Source organism: Pseudoalteromonas sp. OF5H-5, from assembly GCF_021530695.1.
Lineage (GTDB): Bacteria > Pseudomonadota > Gammaproteobacteria > Enterobacterales > Alteromonadaceae > Pseudoalteromonas.
Genome location: NZ_JAKGBF010000001.1, coordinates 358,699 through 374,008 on the forward strand (window position 1 = coordinate 358,699; position 15,310 = coordinate 374,008).

Below are 15,310 nucleotides of genomic sequence, written 5' to 3' on the forward strand. Positions count from 1 at the left end.
GTATTTTGCGGCCATTCATTAGTGTGCGAGATAAAAATCAAAAGTGGAAACACTATTGGAGTATTGAGAGAGGGACTCAATTGAAAACCGTTTTATTAGTAGATGATGATCATGATTTTGCAGAGCTGGCCTGTCGCATTGTCGAATACTTAGGCCATGACGCGTGTTTAGCGAATGACTTAGCGTCGGCCAGACAATGGCTAGAAACACAAAGTTTTGATCATATCTTTCTTGATTTTATGCTGCCAGATGGCAGTGGTTTACATTTAGTTGATGAAATCAGAGCTGCAGGGATCCGTACACCAATAACTATGGTTACGGGACATCCATCAGTAAAATCAGCATTGTCGCAGCTTTGTCATGATGGGTTAAATTATCTCACTAAACCAGTTGATGCAGACGATTTTAGAAACGCATTAAGCCCTTCTAAGAACAAAGCCAAGCGAACCGAGAGTCAAGCACATTTTGGTGTGTTGCTGGGCGAGTCTGCCAAAATGAAACATCTATATAAGATGATAGAGCGCGTTGCGGGTACTGATGCTAATGTGATGTTGATGGGGGAAAGCGGTGTAGGTAAAGAAATGTTTGCCCGCGCAATTCACAATGCCAGCACAGTGACAGGGGACTTGGTTAACGTAAACTGTGGTGCAATTCCGAAAGACTTGATCGGTAGCGAACTATTCGGTCACGAAAAAGGCGCGTTTACGGGAGCAAATGCTCAAAAAGTTGGAGTATTTGAACAAGCAGAAAATGGCACTTTGTTTTTAGATGAATTAACCGAAATGCCAATAGAGCAACAGCCAAACTTGTTACGTGTACTTGAAACGCATACGGTGACACGGGTCGGTGGCACAAAGCCGATAAAAGTAAACTGTCGGGTAATATCAGCGACTAACCGTAGCGTTGAAGATATTGCTACCAATGATGTACTGCGAGAAGACATTTATTTCCGATTGGCGGTATTTCCAATCCATATTCCACCGCTGAGAGAGAGAAAAGAAGACATTCCATTGCTTGCCGAGCATTTTCTCCAAGGCTTGAATAAAAAAGGTAATAGCCAATATGTGATCAAGGCGGCGGATATGAGCCGTTTGGTTGAATATGACTGGCCTGGTAACGTGCGTGAACTCAAGCACACAATTCATCGTGCCTATATTATGGCAGATCACGATGACCATAGCTTAGTATTTGATGCGAACTTCGCTTCACCATTCGCACAGGCTAAACGTATGATGGAGCATGCGCAGCTTAATCGTACTCCAATTCCACCACAGGTGGGGACTTCAAGCAGAGCAAATGCGATTCAAGTACCAACGCCTGAAATGAAGCCTGGTAAAACGATTGAAGAAGTAGAAAGAGAATTGATCTATCAAACGTTAGAATCAGTAGAAGGTAATAAGACGCTGGCCGCGCGAATGCTTGGGATCAGTACAAAAACGCTCTACAACCGTTTAAACGCCTATGAGGGAGAAACACAGTCATAATTTCGGGGAGGAACAATGACACAACATGATCAAGGTGAGCTCGCGAAGCTAGTACACGATGCACGCAAACCTTTGAATCAAATTTCAATGAACTCAGAGTTGATTAAGCTTATTGCTGAACAGCCTGGTTCTCAGCAACAGGTGATCGAGATAGCGAATACGATTATTAAGGCAACCAAAGAGTGCAGCGAGTTGTTACAAACGCTGGTGGAGCAAGGAAATGATGAGTGAACAATGAAACAAAGTCGAATTACTTTATGAATTTGAGTAGTAAGCTTAATTTTATTTGGTTTGCGGTGGTTGTGAGCGTTGGCCTTGTCGCGTCCAATGCCCTAATCGGTTTTAACAATGTTAAAGAATTAAACCAAGTTCAAGAGAGTATCCGTAACACCAGCGAAGTGATGATGTCATTGGACAGGCTGCATATTGCGATGCTAAATGCAGAGGCTGGACAACGAGCATTTTTAATCTCAAATAAAGAAAGCGATTTGGCACCTTTTAGAAAGGCGTTGCAAAACCTTGATGAAAGTCTATCTAGGGTTGATCGTAATCACTCTGAAAGTGAAGTACAGCAGCAAAAAATCAATCGTTATGTTGAAGGTGTAAAAGCGCGATTTAAAACTTTACAAAGTACGGTAATCGTTGCGCGTAACACCGATACAGGTAATGAAAACTTATTACTTGACCGAGCTGCGGACTCTGGTGGCGACCTACGAGAAGAGTTTACTCAAATCATGGCCGCAGAAGTGGATATTCGAACCATTCAGCTTAATCAGTTAAAACGCGTCCGCAAAGAAGCACAAATGAATATCGTTGTATTTACTTTGCTGAGCGCCGTGATGATTTTTGCCATTTTGGTACTTTTAGTTGTCAATCTACGCAGCGCAAAGAAAGCAAAGAATGAGTTAGAAAAAGCGAACGATCACCTGGAAGAAAAGGTACAAGCGCGTACCGAAGCGTTAGAACATTATGCTGAAGAGTTAAACCGTAGTAACCGTGAGCTAGAAGACTTTGCATTTGTTGCCTCTCACGATCTGCAAGAGCCGCTGAGAAAGATCCGTGCTTTTGGCGATCGCATCGAAAAGAATTATGGCGAACACCTTGATGATAAGGGCAGAGATTATCTGGCTCGAATGACGAGCGCCGCGCAACGGATGTCAACGCTTATCACTGACTTGCTTGAGTTATCCCGAGTTACCACCAGAGCAAAGCCTTTTGAAGATCAGGATCTTAATCAAGTTTTACAGTTTGTGTTGGATGATTTAGAAATAGCAGTTCATGACAGTAGAGCGAGCGTAAACTCGGATGTGTTACCGACAATAAAATGTGATGCCAGTCAAATACATCAGTTGTTTTTAAATCTACTTTCCAATGCAATTAAATTCAGAGTAGAAGGGCGCAATCCGATTATTACAATCGCGGTTGAAAACAGTCAATTGATGAGTCAAGATGCCTACACCTTTGTAGTGGAAGATAATGGCGTTGGCTTTGACGTTGAATACGCTGAGAAAATATTCTCGCCTTTTCAACGACTGCATGACAGAAAAAAATATGCTGGTACTGGCATTGGTTTAACCGTGTGTAGACGTATTGTTGAGCGACACGGCGGAACGATTTCAGCGACCAGTGAAGATGGTAAAGGTGCTAAATTCACGATAACACTACTCGCTGAACCAACACCAATTATTCAGGAATTGAAGAATGAACTATAAGAAAACTCAGCCGATCCATATTTTGATGGCGGATGATGACGAAGATGATCGTTTATTGGCTCAAGATGCTCTAGAAGAGAGCCGAGTACTCAATGCGTTTCAGTTTGTTAAAGACGGGGTTGAGCTTTTGGAATACTTGAGAAATGAGGGCCAGTTTACTGATAAGCAACAGTACCCAAGACCTAACCTTATTTTACTTGACCTGAATATGCCAAGAATGGATGGTAGAGAAGCACTACAAGAAATCAAAAAAGACCCGATACTACGTTCTATTCCTGTGGTGATTTTAACGACCTCAAAGGAAGAAGAGGACAAATTGAGAGGGTATGACTCAGGCGCTGCATCTTATATTACTAAACCTGTTGATTTTGATGGCTTAGTCGATTTGATGAAACATTTAGGCAAGTACTGGATTGAAATAGTAGAGCTGCCAAACTAATCCTATCGCGCTTGTGCAAGCAAGCGCTACCTCACCCCAAGTCGTCCTATATCTGTATCAACATAACGTGGCGACCTAAACGAATTAGTATCACTTCATTTGTGGAGGACAGTATGACAAAGGAGTCGGTCAGTGAAGTCAATGTGCTACTCATTGAAGATGACGAAGACGATTATATTTTAACCTTAGATTATTTACAGTCTATTCCTAACTTTAAATTTAATCTCGTTTGGCAAAGCCAATACCATCAAGCGCTAGAAGCACTTGAGAGCAATGGCTTCGATCTCTGCTTATTGGATTATCAATTAGGCCCACAAACCGGTTTGAGCGTGTTAAAAGAAGCGCGAGCAAGACAGGTCCATACACCGATAATCATGCTGACGGGGCAATCAGACGAAGTGTTAGATAACGAAGCCCTAAAAGCTGGTGCTGAAGACTTTGTACTTAAGTCAGAGATCAGTAGCGCACGATTTATTCGTTCCATTCGCTACGCTTTGGCACGCAAAGAGCTTGAACGTGAGCGCCTAGAGCGATTACGTGTAGAGTCTGATAGTCGAGCAAAAGACCGCTTTTTGGCCCATTTAAGCCATGAGTTGAGAACACCGTTAACTTCTATCTTAGGTTACACTAATCTCCTCCTATCTCGGGAAGAATTGCAGAATGTTAAGCCTGAGCTTTCTATTATCAATAATAATAGTGAGCACTTACTTAACTTGTTAAACGATGTGCTTGACCTATCCAAGCTAAATGAAAATCGGTTACAGCTCAATAAACAAAACACGTGTTTGAGTAGCTTTTTAAGTGATTTGTATAGTTTGTTTAAAATGGCCGCAGCTAAGAAAGGCTTGAGTTTTAGTATCGAGGCTAAAACGCCATTGCCGCAGGATGTAAAAGTAGATAAGACGCGGTTGAAGCAGGTACTTATCAACATTATTTATAATGCGATTAAGTTCACAAGCTCCGGTTTTGTGAAGGTTGAGATAACACTACAAGCGGATGCAAAACTTGAATTCAAGGTGATTGACACGGGTATTGGTATTCCTTGCGAGAAGTTAAAACGTATATTTAAACCTTTTGAACAAGTACAAAATGTTACGACTCGTACAGACGAAGGTGCAGGTCTTGGTTTGGCTATTAGCTCGGCACTCATTAAATTGATGGGGGGGGAGCTGGCGGTTGAGTCGGCTTTGGGAGAGGGGAGTGAATTTGGCTTTAGTATTGATCTTGATACTATCGATGAAATGACTCTGGCGCCATTAATGCTTGATAAGACCCACAACGCGGCTAATAACTCGCTTCCATCTGATTTGAAAGGGCATATCCTTATCGTTGAAGATATCAGTGAGATCCAAATGTTAATGCGTACCTTGATTGGTCAAACTGGCGCAACCGCTGAAATTGCGGGTGATGGTATTGAAGCGCTTGCGATGCTAAAGGATAACCCTGATAAGTATGACTTAGTCTTTATGGACTTGCATATGCCTAGAATGGATGGCCGAGACACGATTGTTGCACTCAGAGAGCGTGGTATTGACTTACCTGTTGTCGCACTGACAGCAGCAGCTCAAAAAGGCACAAAAGAGGAGTTAATGGCATTAGGCTTTAGCGATATGATGAGCAAACCTGTTAATGTCTCTGAGTTAGGAGAATGTTTAACACACTACTTGAGCGGGGAGTTGGTAGCTTCTAGCAATGACGTAGAGCAAGCTAGCGGCACATTGCAGTTTTTAGTGGTAGAAGACGACGTAGATACACGCAATCTGCTTAAGCTGTTACTTAATTCACTGCAAGTGAATGTGGTTACGGCAGAGTGCGCGCAAACTTGTTGGCAGCATTTTGTTGGTTCTGAGCGCTTTGACACGATTTTACTGGATATAGGTCTGCCCGATAAGTCCGGGCTTACGCTTGCTCGAGAAATTAAAGCACAAGATCCTAATCAGCATATTGTGATTGCTAGTGGTTTTGATCCAGAGCCGGAAAAGTTGGCTGAGTCGCAAGTGGATGAAGTGTTATTAAAGCCAATTACACTTGTGGATTTGAAAGAAATTAAAGAAAAGCTAGTTTAGATAGAGAGCCAAAGAATAGCTCAAGGAGTTAAATGATACCTTGAGCTATTCTTTGTAAAAGTACTATTTTTCTTAGTGCGCCGAACTTGCCATATTTAGCGCTGAGTGCGCCAAACATAAACATGAAGCCCAACCCTTGAGGAGAGCTAATCGCGCCGGTGAATACCTTCTTGGCTTTCACTTGGGTAAGTTGATTAAAATGTTTAGCGGTAATGAGCTTTTTCTTCTCAATCACCACTTCTTGGTGCAACTTATCAGTGATGAATTCAGCGAGCTTCGTCATTGCTAGCCTCCTGCTTCGCAACTGGGGTATAAAACCCAGACGTCAGGTCGTTAATACTATTATTAAAGAGCTTCAGCCCTGTTATGATTAGGTAATAAATCATCGCGATATTGATAGTCAGTACGATACCCGCCGAAACAAACCAACTTAGTCCCGCGTAGGTTAACGCGTAAGCAAATAACACATGCAAGCTTCCCCACACCATTGCTGTCAAGATTAGAGAAAATAGAATTAACCCGAGCGCAATACATAAGGTTTTTAGATTAGCTCTAAACTTAGCACCTAATAGGTTTAGTTGTGCTTCTGCGATTTGCTGATAGCTGTTGAATAATAGAGACACAGAATCTTTAAGCTCAGCGAGCGCTGGAGTGCGCTCGTGAGCTGCTGCTTGACGGTCTCTTATTTGAGCTTGGTCTTGCATGATTACTTATTCCTTAACAGCATAGTTGCTAACATACCAAGTGAGAATGCGATACCAGCCGTTTTTACTGGGTTTTCCGTTGCATACTTTTTCACACCTGATGTATTCCACGCACGTTCCCACTCCTTGCGCTTGGCACCAATCGCTTCACTCGAATTATGGCTTTTTTCACGTAGTGAGGTTTCAGTACGAGATGCCGAAGCGTGCAGTGAATCTACTGATGCATGCAATGTATCTGCAATTTGATCCGTAACAGGATGGCTAGAGTCTTGGCCATTTGGCTGTGGTTTAGCTGTATTGCTTGTCTGTGTTTGGTTTGCTTGATTACTCATAAACTACTCCTTATTCGTTTAGTTCACTATATAGGTAGCAAACCCTTTGCCAACTTGAAAGTTGTTTAAATTCATAAGGTTAATGTTTTTCGGTATCGTTTGTCGGTAGATGCGAAATGAAGGGTGTAAATGTTACATAGCAGAACCTACAGGGTATTGTGGTCGCAAAGCTTGCAGCTTTTACATTGACTCACAACAGCGATAACCCATTCGTATCTTTTACTCGGCAGGATTACAGGGATCTGCAACAGTGGATTTTTATTTAGTAACCTTCGTGCTCGATGAGAGATTTCGACTGATGTTGGATAGGTATAAACTTCTTATTTCGAGTAACAAAGTAGCAAATTTATTACCTTGCCTATATAAATTTCGGCCTTAGCGATAGCGAGCTACGGCGGAATTACGAGTCCGGTTTTCTTGCCTTGGTTTAGTTACTTAAATGAGTAAGTTAGTATGGGATTACTATGAAGGAAGAAACAAAAAAAGCGCTACCAAGTGGTAGCGCCAAAACCAGACTCTTGTGGAAGAGCCAGGACTGAGTCAAAGGGGAAATAATTGGGAGGCTATAGAGCCAAAATTACTGCTTAAAACTGATATTCGATAGAGACGGCAGCTACGTCCATATCAGGGTCGATATTGTCTTCAAGTTCATAGCGAGTGTATTCTAACCGCATGTTAACGTTTTCATTGAGGTGAAACTCAACACCGGCACCATAGAGCCAGTCGCCACCCTCAAGGCTAGATGAAACTCGACCTACAGCTGGAATATCCGCGTAGATATCAGCATCCCACTCAAGCCAACCACCTTTTGCATACACTGAGAAATGTTCGTTTAGTGGAGCTGAAATACGTGTAGATAAAGAAATACCGTCTATTTCAGCAGAGTTGTCAATGTCACTTGCTTCGTCGAAGTTCTCATAGGCAAGTTCAAAACTCCAATATGGATTAATTTTTGTACCCACATACGCTTTTAGCATAGAAGAGTCGTCGTCGAATGAAGTGTCATTCTCACGATCTTCCCATTGGAAAGAGTATTGGCCATAGCCGATACCTGTGTAAATTTTATAATCATCTAGTCCAAAATCAGACTCCGCGTGAGCGGCTGTGGATGCAAGACCTAGAGAGGCAAGTAGCGCAGCAGCAATTGTTAATTGTTTCATCTTTACTCCTTAAATCAATATAAGTATGGGAGGGGGAAAGCCCCCCTCAAATCAAAATTGGCTTATGATTTTGTGGTAACGCGAAGGTTATCTTTTACATCTCTAACGTCATTGGCGTTTTTCGCGATTTGCACAGCAAGTTTGCGCTCCGCTTCGCTACCAACATGACCATTTAGTGTTACGACTAGACCTTCAACATCAACATCGATGTCAGTACCATCTACATCAGTGTCAAACAGGTAGCGAGACTTGATTACGGTTGCGATTTTTGCGTCAGTAAAGCCACTATCGCTTTCGTAATTACGCTCTTTTTTACGCTCATCTGACATATCAACGATAGTCAGGTCGTTTTTCACTTCTTTTACGCCATCGATACCTAGTACCAGTTCCTCAGCTAGCTTCTTATCTACTGAGTGTTCAACTTTACCAGTTAGCACTACAACGCCGTTCTTTACATCAGTGTTAATGTCAAAGTTGTTCAGTTCACCGTTGAAAAGCAGTGTTGCTTCTGCTTTACCGTCTATCCAAGCGTCACTCGCTTCTTTTTCCCAAGAGTTATCAGCAGCAAATGCTGAAGCAGTAGTAAGTGAAGATACTAGTACAGTTGCAATTAATGTCTTTTTCATAATTAAACTCCTTTAATTTCGTAGTCGAATTATCTGTTGCAGCTGTTGTGCCAATCTTTAACTTATTGATAATTATGTGATTTATTTTTATAGAGTAAGTTTTAAGGAAGAATTTACCGAGAAGATGTGTAAATTAGTTTGTAATAATTACCTTTTCCATGAACGGCTAATTAATATAACTAGGAATGATTACTGCATTCTAGATTTGTCGAGTACTTAAATAGGAATATTTGATTATGAATTTAGAAAAATTCTGGACGTTAATTAATGATAAGTTAATCTCTTGGCTTGAATCCGGTGTGCAGTTACTACCGAATATGATCCTAGCCTTAATGATACTCATATTCTTCACTGTTTTGGCTAAAATATCTTCAATTTGGTTTTCAAAGGCAATTAAAAAAGCAATAAAGACAGAACAAGTGGCTTCACTTATTAGTTCCATATTTAAAGTCTCTATTATTGCCATTGGGATTTTCTTCGCTTTAGATATAGTAAAACTATCAGGTGCTGTAATGTCATTGTTGGCTGGGGCGGGGATCATTGGCCTTGCTATTGGCTTTGCATTCCAAGACATGACCGAGAACCTCATCGCTGGATTTGTGATGGGGGTCAGAAAACCTTTTATGGTCGGTGACATTATAAGAACCAAGGATTGCTTTGGCACGGTAAGCAAAATCAATTTGAGAAACACCTTAGTAGAAAACTTTTATGGCCAGCTGTCTTATATCCCCAACAAAATTCTCTTTAAGAATGAGTTACAAAACTACACTAAGCTTGGCAAGCGAAGAATAGAAGTACCAGTTGGTATCTCGTATGCGGACGACCCAGAGCAAGCCCGAGAGGTGATTGTTGAGGCAATTAACAAGCTTGATTTCGTAGTAAGCCAAAAAGAAACAGATGTCTATGCAGAGTCTTTTGGTGACAGCTCTATTAATCTATTAGTGTGGTTTTGGATAGATTACCCAGCAGATCCGGGCTTTATGGTGGTCAGGCACAAAGCAATTTGCACCATTAACCGTGTATTAGTTGATAACGATATCTTAATTCCTTTCCCAATTAGGACTATGGATTTCAATGCTAAAGGGAGCACAACCTTAAGTACGCAATTATCACAGGAATAATTTACATCTAGTTTGTAATATTTTCACCGGTCTGAAGGTGCTTAGATTAAAAAGCCTTATATAATAAAGGTTTATGATTTGGCATTTAATCTGCATTAGTGAAAGGGACAGAAAATAATATTTGCAAAATGCACTTATTAAATATCGCAACGAAAGGAGTTATTTATGGCAGATTCAAATTACGACATGGGGCCGGTAAAAGAGCTCATCAAAGTATTAAATGGTGGTGTTGATTTTTACACTGAAGCTAAAAAGAAGCTAGATAATATCGAATTAAACCGCGTATTTGACCAAATGATTGTAGATAAAGCGCAAGCAATCTCGGATCTACAACCATTTGTTCTTATTGACGAAGGTGAAATTGAGACAGATTCAGCGCTTAGCATCGACATTCGTGAATCGTACACCAAGTTGGTTGGTATGGTGAGCACCGACAAAGAGCACACCTATATTTCTCAGCTAGAAGAAGTGGAAGACAAAGTGTTAAGCAAGCTTGATAAAGCATTAAGCAAAGATCTTCCACCTAAATGCAAGAGTGTATTACTGCAAATTCAAACCAGAATGCAAACTTGTCACGATCAAATGAAGCAGTTGCAAGAGCTAACTGCCTAAGGAGAATGTTATGTTGAGTTGGGCTGTAATGTTTTTATTCCTAGCACTTGTCGCAGCCGTGCTAGGTTTCACTGGAATCGCTGGCGCTGCGGCAGGTATGGCGAAAATTCTATTCTTTGTGTTTATCGCCTTTATGATTATTTCGTTTATTTTTGGCAAAGCACGAGCTCCCAGGTAAAAGGGAATTAACGTACAAAAACGGTTTTAGGAGATAGATTATGAAATCAGCAATTACATTAGCAAAAGCATTTGGTTTTGTTTCAATTTTAGCACTTTTTGGTTGTAGCGAAGGTCCGGCGGAAGATGCTGGTGAGCGTTTCGATGAAACAGTTCAGGAAGTAGAAAATAGCGTGGAAGACGCGTGTGAAGATGTAAAAGAGAACATGAACGCTGAAAACGAAGAGTGTTAAGCGAAAGTGATTTCGACGTGGAATAAAAGAGGAGAAGCCGATAAAAGCTTCTCCTCTTTTTTTGTAATAGGTTTAAAAATCAAACCTATACAGTTAAGAGACACAGTTACGAAGTATGATGCATATCAATAATGCGCTGCTTAATTTGCAATTATTATTGTAATCTATGAACTTTGAGTAATACTTTATTTCTATGTTTACTCAATAAAAATCAGACTATGCTAAATAGGGTTTCAGTTAAAAGCAGATTGTTGTCGCTTTCGGGCATACCTGCTGTGTTTTTTATTCTCGCTACTATCTTTACAATTGGAACATTATCAAATCTTATCAATTACATTGACCGTATTTATGACGACAGAGTTGTACCGCTGAGGCAAATAAAAGTAGTGTCAGATAACTATGCGGTGGTTATTGTGGATACGTTTCACAAGTTACGAGGCCATCAATTATCCAACAGTGCCGCGTTAAAGCAAATCGCAGAAGCTAAAAATATCGCTGAAAAAGAATGGAGCCAATATTTATCTACAGAATTGACGAGTGAAGAGCGAAGTTTGGTGAAGCAGGTTGAATCCGCTGAGCTTGCTGTTAAACAATTACTTACCAACTACACGAGTCGTGTTAATACGAATACTTTTGAAGAAATTCCTTATGATAAATTTGTACACGATCTCTATGCCGCCTTTGACCCCCTAAGTGAAAGCTACAATGCACTAATTGAGTTACAACTTGCAGAGGCAAGTGCACTAAGAGATGTTGGCCGCTCAGAAGCCAGTGCGACAAAAACGGCGATGATTATCTCTTCCGTTACTATTGTGATCGTAATGGTGCTGATTGGTATGTTGATATTTAGGTCAATTAACGAACCACTCAGTCGTTTGCGTATGCGTATTGGCAACATTGCAAGAGATGCTGATTTAACCCAACGTGTAGTGGTTGAGGGGCAGGACGAGCTGAGTGAGATAGGAAACGACTTCAATACTATGGTGTCGAGCTTACATGAGTTAGTTACCAACCTAGTTACGATGGTGAATAGTCTGTCCACTACATCCAACGAGCTAAATGGAATAAGCCAGTCAATTGCAGGCACCTCGCAAGAACAAGAGCAGCAAACGGTAATGATCGCAACTGCAGCGACAGAAATGAGTAGTGCAATTCAGGAGGTTGCACATAATGCGATGAATACCGCGAACAAGGCCGAAATGTCAGGTCAGCTTGCAAAACAAGGGATGGATGTTATTTCGCAAAATATTCAGGCTATTGAACGCCTCGCTAGTGAAGTCGGTGATAACGCGCAGTTAATTAAAGCGTTGAATGACCAGTCGAATGAAATCAACCAAGTGGTGTTAATGATCCAAGGTGTGGCTGAACAAACAAACCTTTTGGCGTTAAACGCTGCAATAGAAGCGGCGAGAGCTGGGGAATCAGGCCGAGGTTTTGCGGTTGTTGCCGATGAAGTCAGGCAATTGGCACATAATACGCAAAAAGCCACGGAATCTATCCGAGATATGATCAGCAAGCTACAGGGCATGGCACAAAATGCTGTGTCGTCGATGGAGAATGCGCAGTCGAGTGCAGCGGCAGGTGTAGATAGGGCCAACGAGTCAGCTCAAATCATGACAGATATAGATAAGGCGGTAGACGAAATCGTTGGTATGAACATTCAGGTTTCAACGGCAACGGAAGAGCAAACAACGGTGGTTGCGGAAATCAGTGAAAATATTAATGATTTCAGTAGTAGTATTTCTGAAATTACTCGAAATGCACAGAGTAATGCAGATGTGAGTAATGACTTAGAAGCGCTAGCTGAGCAGTTAAACGGTCAAGTGTCGGTATTTAAGGTTTAATGGCAACTCGACTAAGCACTTAATTTGAGAGGTTCGGCTCTTGGGCTTGAAAACACAGTTACGTTAATTGGTGTGAGATAGAAAAGCGCGGGTTTCTAGTCAGAAACCCGCGCTTTATTTATACCAGTTGTATTAAGTAAATGATCTATCTTGAAGCGGGGAAATAGCTTTAGTAGCAAGGCAAAAATTTTGCTATTTAGTTGTTCTAAATGAGAAATTTTTAACGAAGCTAATATGCTATTTCACCCTTCAAATTGATTAGAGAATTAATTCAATTGGTATTATAGGCATTTTGCTGCTGCAGCTAAGTTTAAAGGCGTTGTAACCCTATCACGCCACAGCATTTGCATAGTGCTTTACGTTAAAACAGATATTCCATACTTAAATTGTATGCTCTAGGCTCGCTGTACTTTTTCGGCACGAAGCCGTATGTATCGTAATAGCTTTCATCTGTGAGATTACTGATATTCAGTTTAACGCTCAGCTGGCTAGATAATTGATATTTGACGTGTGCATTTAGTAAAAGCTGGCTATCTTGATCTGCACGCACTGCGCCTCGACGACCACCTGTTGGAAGTCCAAGGTCAACTCCTGGGACGTTTAAAATATCGACTTTTCTGTCCGTATCCCAAGTTGCATTTAGCCCTAATCGCCAAGCCCCATAAGTATACTTGGTGCTCGCATTGAGCGTTTGTCTTGGTGCATACAAGTTAATATCTTCGCCATGCTCATCGACAACATCAAAATCACTGTAACCAAAGTTTACTTGCCAATCATCAGTCAGTTTTGCTTCTAATTCAACTTCAAATCCATCAGCTTCTGCACCATCTACGGGTCGATACCTAGCAGGTCTTTCGTCTGCATATTCGGGGATAACAACACCGAAGTCTTCCTTTAAACTATCAAAGTAAGCGACGTTTAGACGTAGCTTATCATCCCAAAGTGTGGTTTTAATGCCGACTTCTAAGTTCCGAGCGGTGATTGGTGCTAATTGATTTAAATTGGCATCCACTTTATCCAGTTGCGGCTCATAAGCATCGGTATAACTTGCATACGTACTGATCTGGTCATTGAGATTGTAAACCAGCCCTAAGTATAAGCTCTCACCCGTTTCTTCACCTTTGTCGCTTGAGAACCCGCTCCAAGCAAAGTCACGTTCATTGGTACGTTCATAATCAAAAAATTTGACACCAACAATGGCATGAAGGTCATCCGTTAACGTTAACTTACTGCTGAGTGCAATACTCTGTTCTTTCGTCGTTTTGTCCCAATAGCCAATAAATTGCTTATCTGTCGCAGTTAAATGAGCGGCTGGGTGAAGGTTATTAATCGATTGGAGTGGATAAAATACTGTTCTCGCGTTTTCATCCAGTTCTTCGAAGCGATCGTCTGTGGACTCAAAATCGGCATTTAAATAGGTGATATTCACCTGATGTGCGCGGTCAAATAACTCAAACCGACCAACCAGTCCCAAAATAAAATTAGTCCCATCAACCGTTTCAACCCAGCGTCTGTCACCGCCTTGAAGGCCAAGGCCTGTTTCTTTGTCTGGGTTACCACTAAAGTAGGTCAAGGTAATGTCAGCTTCTGTTTTACTGTATTGTGCGCCAAAGTTAAGTTCCCAATCTAAATTGATTTGGTGAGATAATTTTAAATGATAACTTTGGTGGGTATTGCCGTTGTGACTATCTGGCGATGATAAATTTGTTTTCTTGTCTATTTCAACGGAACTACCATCAGAGTAAAAAATGGGTAATCCCCACGGTGATAGTTTCAGTTCATTGTCTTGATAATGAACACTAAAAGAGGCTTCGGTATCTTCAGAAAAATAATGATGCAACTGGGTGTATGCAACGATCTTATTACTATTTTCTTTGTCGACAAAGCTATCTTTTTCCTCATAGGCTAGAATAACTCGTCCGGCCAATGCTTCATCTTTCGTTAGGGAGCCTGTTGCATCTATGTGTGTACGCACTTTATTCCAAGAGCCAATCTCAGCACCAACTTTAACAAATCCACCTCGGTCTGGTTGTTTTGTGATGACATTTAAGGTTGCCGATGGTTGTCCTGCACCCGCCATTAACCCCGCAGCGCCCCGAAGAACCTCTACTCGGTCATAGACAATAGTGTCTAAGCGACTCTCTTGTGGTCCAGCAATTGAGGTCGGTAAGCCATCTTTAACCAATGCATTGACGAGATAAGCACGAGAAGTAAACTCAGTATTATCACCCGCGCCAAATTTGTATCTTGAGATACCTGTTGCCTGTACCATGATGTCCTCAAGGTCATTCAGTTCGAAGTCTTTTATGTAGTCGTGGCTTAACACGGTAACAGACTGGGGGGTTTCTTTAATGGTAAGGTCAAGTCCTGTTGGACCCGAGTTACGCTTGATTGGCTGGCCTACAACACTGATCCGTTCAATATTGTCGCGCTCGGCTTTTGCTGCCGCATTTGGAGAAAAATAAAGGAGTGATAACATCAGAGCTAGTGCTGTAGATTGATGCGCTTTGGTTTGCATGGGTGTTTCCTTTCCTAAATTGTTTTTTCGTCACAAGAGATAAAGATGAAAGTTCCTATGATATGTAGGAGCTATTTTTCTGAGATTGAACCAAGCTTTTGAATAGTTCTAACTGAAAACAGAAATTATTTTCAATTCTAAATGATAATTCTTTTTGTTACTATAAGGGGTAATTCAAAAAATGAATTATTGCAAAAATAATGGTTTACCCAAATCTCATAGTTGTTAGGATCTGATTGTTAGGTGGGATGTCAATTAGGTTGGATAGCGCTGTCATAGGGG

16 protein-coding genes are annotated in these 15,310 nt (G+C 41.2%); 10 read left to right on the top strand and 6 right to left on the bottom strand.

All coding sequences use genetic code 11. The features are described 5' to 3' along the window. Positions 1–80 precede the first annotated feature (80 nt). From L1271_RS01615 to L1271_RS01635, 5 genes are all read left to right on the top strand, one after another. Positions 81–1,484: a sigma-54-dependent transcriptional regulator gene (locus L1271_RS01615; protein WP_029215868.1), complete on the top strand. Its 1,404-nt coding sequence runs from the start codon at positions 81–83 to the stop codon at positions 1,482–1,484. 15 nt (positions 1,485–1,499) lie between these two features. Beyond that, positions 1,500–1,715 (top strand): histidine kinase, encoded by a 216-nt coding sequence (locus L1271_RS01620; protein ID WP_010606592.1) that lies wholly within the window; start codon positions 1,500–1,502, stop codon positions 1,713–1,715. Then, positions 1,712–3,196, top strand: coding sequence for a sensor histidine kinase (locus L1271_RS01625; RefSeq protein WP_102057239.1), 1,485 nt, complete (start codon positions 1,712–1,714; stop codon positions 3,194–3,196). The genes L1271_RS01620 and L1271_RS01625 overlap by 4 nt, the downstream gene beginning before the upstream one ends. Further along, positions 3,186–3,635, top strand: coding sequence for a response regulator (locus L1271_RS01630; RefSeq protein ID WP_010606594.1), 450 nt, complete (start codon positions 3,186–3,188; stop codon positions 3,633–3,635). Before L1271_RS01625 ends, L1271_RS01630 begins: the two co-directional genes overlap by 11 nt. 113 nt (positions 3,636–3,748) lie before the next feature. Continuing rightward, positions 3,749–5,701, top strand: a complete 1,953-nt coding sequence (locus tag L1271_RS01635; RefSeq protein WP_235366626.1) for a response regulator — start codon at positions 3,749–3,751, stop codon at positions 5,699–5,701. Positions 5,702–5,729: 28 nt separating this feature from the next. Here L1271_RS01635 and L1271_RS01640 read toward each other — a convergent pair whose 3' ends face one another. The 5 genes from L1271_RS01640 to L1271_RS01660 form a co-directional block, all read right to left on the bottom strand. Then, positions 5,730–5,984, bottom strand: coding sequence for a hypothetical protein (locus tag L1271_RS01640; RefSeq protein WP_045989359.1), 255 nt, complete (start codon positions 5,982–5,984; stop codon positions 5,730–5,732). After that, entirely contained in the window at positions 5,968–6,405 is a 438-nt protein-coding gene (locus L1271_RS01645; protein WP_010606597.1) for a hypothetical protein, read from the bottom strand. Before L1271_RS01645 ends, L1271_RS01640 begins: the two co-directional genes overlap by 17 nt. A 2-nt stretch (positions 6,406–6,407) precedes the next feature. Continuing rightward, complete coding sequence (locus tag L1271_RS01650; protein WP_010606598.1) at positions 6,408–6,737, bottom strand: hypothetical protein; 330 nt, start codon at positions 6,735–6,737, stop codon at positions 6,408–6,410. 584 nt (positions 6,738–7,321) lie between these two features. Next, entirely contained in the window at positions 7,322–7,897 is a 576-nt protein-coding gene (locus tag L1271_RS01655) for an outer membrane beta-barrel protein (RefSeq protein WP_010606599.1), read from the bottom strand. A 62-nt stretch (positions 7,898–7,959) separates the two neighbouring features. Continuing rightward, positions 7,960–8,523, bottom strand: a complete 564-nt coding sequence (locus L1271_RS01660) for a BON domain-containing protein (RefSeq protein ID WP_010606600.1) — start codon at positions 8,521–8,523, stop codon at positions 7,960–7,962. A 236-nt stretch (positions 8,524–8,759) separates the two neighbouring features. Between L1271_RS01660 and L1271_RS01665 the strand changes: the two genes are divergently transcribed. The 5 genes from L1271_RS01665 to L1271_RS01685 all read left to right on the top strand — a co-directional run bounded on the left by L1271_RS01665 (position 8,760) and on the right by L1271_RS01685 (position 12,510). Beyond that, complete coding sequence (locus tag L1271_RS01665; protein ID WP_235366627.1) at positions 8,760–9,644, top strand: mechanosensitive ion channel family protein; 885 nt, start codon at positions 8,760–8,762, stop codon at positions 9,642–9,644. 165 nt (positions 9,645–9,809) lie between these two features. Next, complete coding sequence (locus L1271_RS01670; protein ID WP_235366628.1) at positions 9,810–10,256, top strand: PA2169 family four-helix-bundle protein; 447 nt, start codon at positions 9,810–9,812, stop codon at positions 10,254–10,256. A gap of 10 nt (positions 10,257–10,266) precedes the next feature. Continuing rightward, positions 10,267–10,434 carry a DUF1328 domain-containing protein gene (locus L1271_RS01675; RefSeq protein WP_010378934.1) on the top strand — a complete coding sequence of 56 codons (168 nt, stop codon included), beginning with the start codon at positions 10,267–10,269 and terminating at the stop codon, positions 10,432–10,434. A 40-nt stretch (positions 10,435–10,474) separates the two neighbouring features. Beyond that, the gene (locus L1271_RS01680) at positions 10,475–10,666 is read left to right on the top strand and encodes a hypothetical protein (protein WP_010606603.1); all 192 of its coding nucleotides are present in this window, start codon (positions 10,475–10,477) and stop codon (positions 10,664–10,666) included. 218 nt (positions 10,667–10,884) lie between these two features. Continuing rightward, positions 10,885–12,510 carry a methyl-accepting chemotaxis protein gene (locus L1271_RS01685; protein ID WP_235366629.1) on the top strand — a complete coding sequence of 542 codons (1,626 nt, stop codon included), beginning with the start codon at positions 10,885–10,887 and terminating at the stop codon, positions 12,508–12,510. Between the two features lie 361 nt (positions 12,511–12,871). Here L1271_RS01685 and L1271_RS01690 read toward each other — a convergent pair whose 3' ends face one another. Next, entirely contained in the window at positions 12,872–15,028 is a 2,157-nt protein-coding gene (locus L1271_RS01690) for a TonB-dependent siderophore receptor (protein ID WP_235366630.1), read from the bottom strand. Positions 15,029–15,310 lie beyond the last annotated feature (282 nt).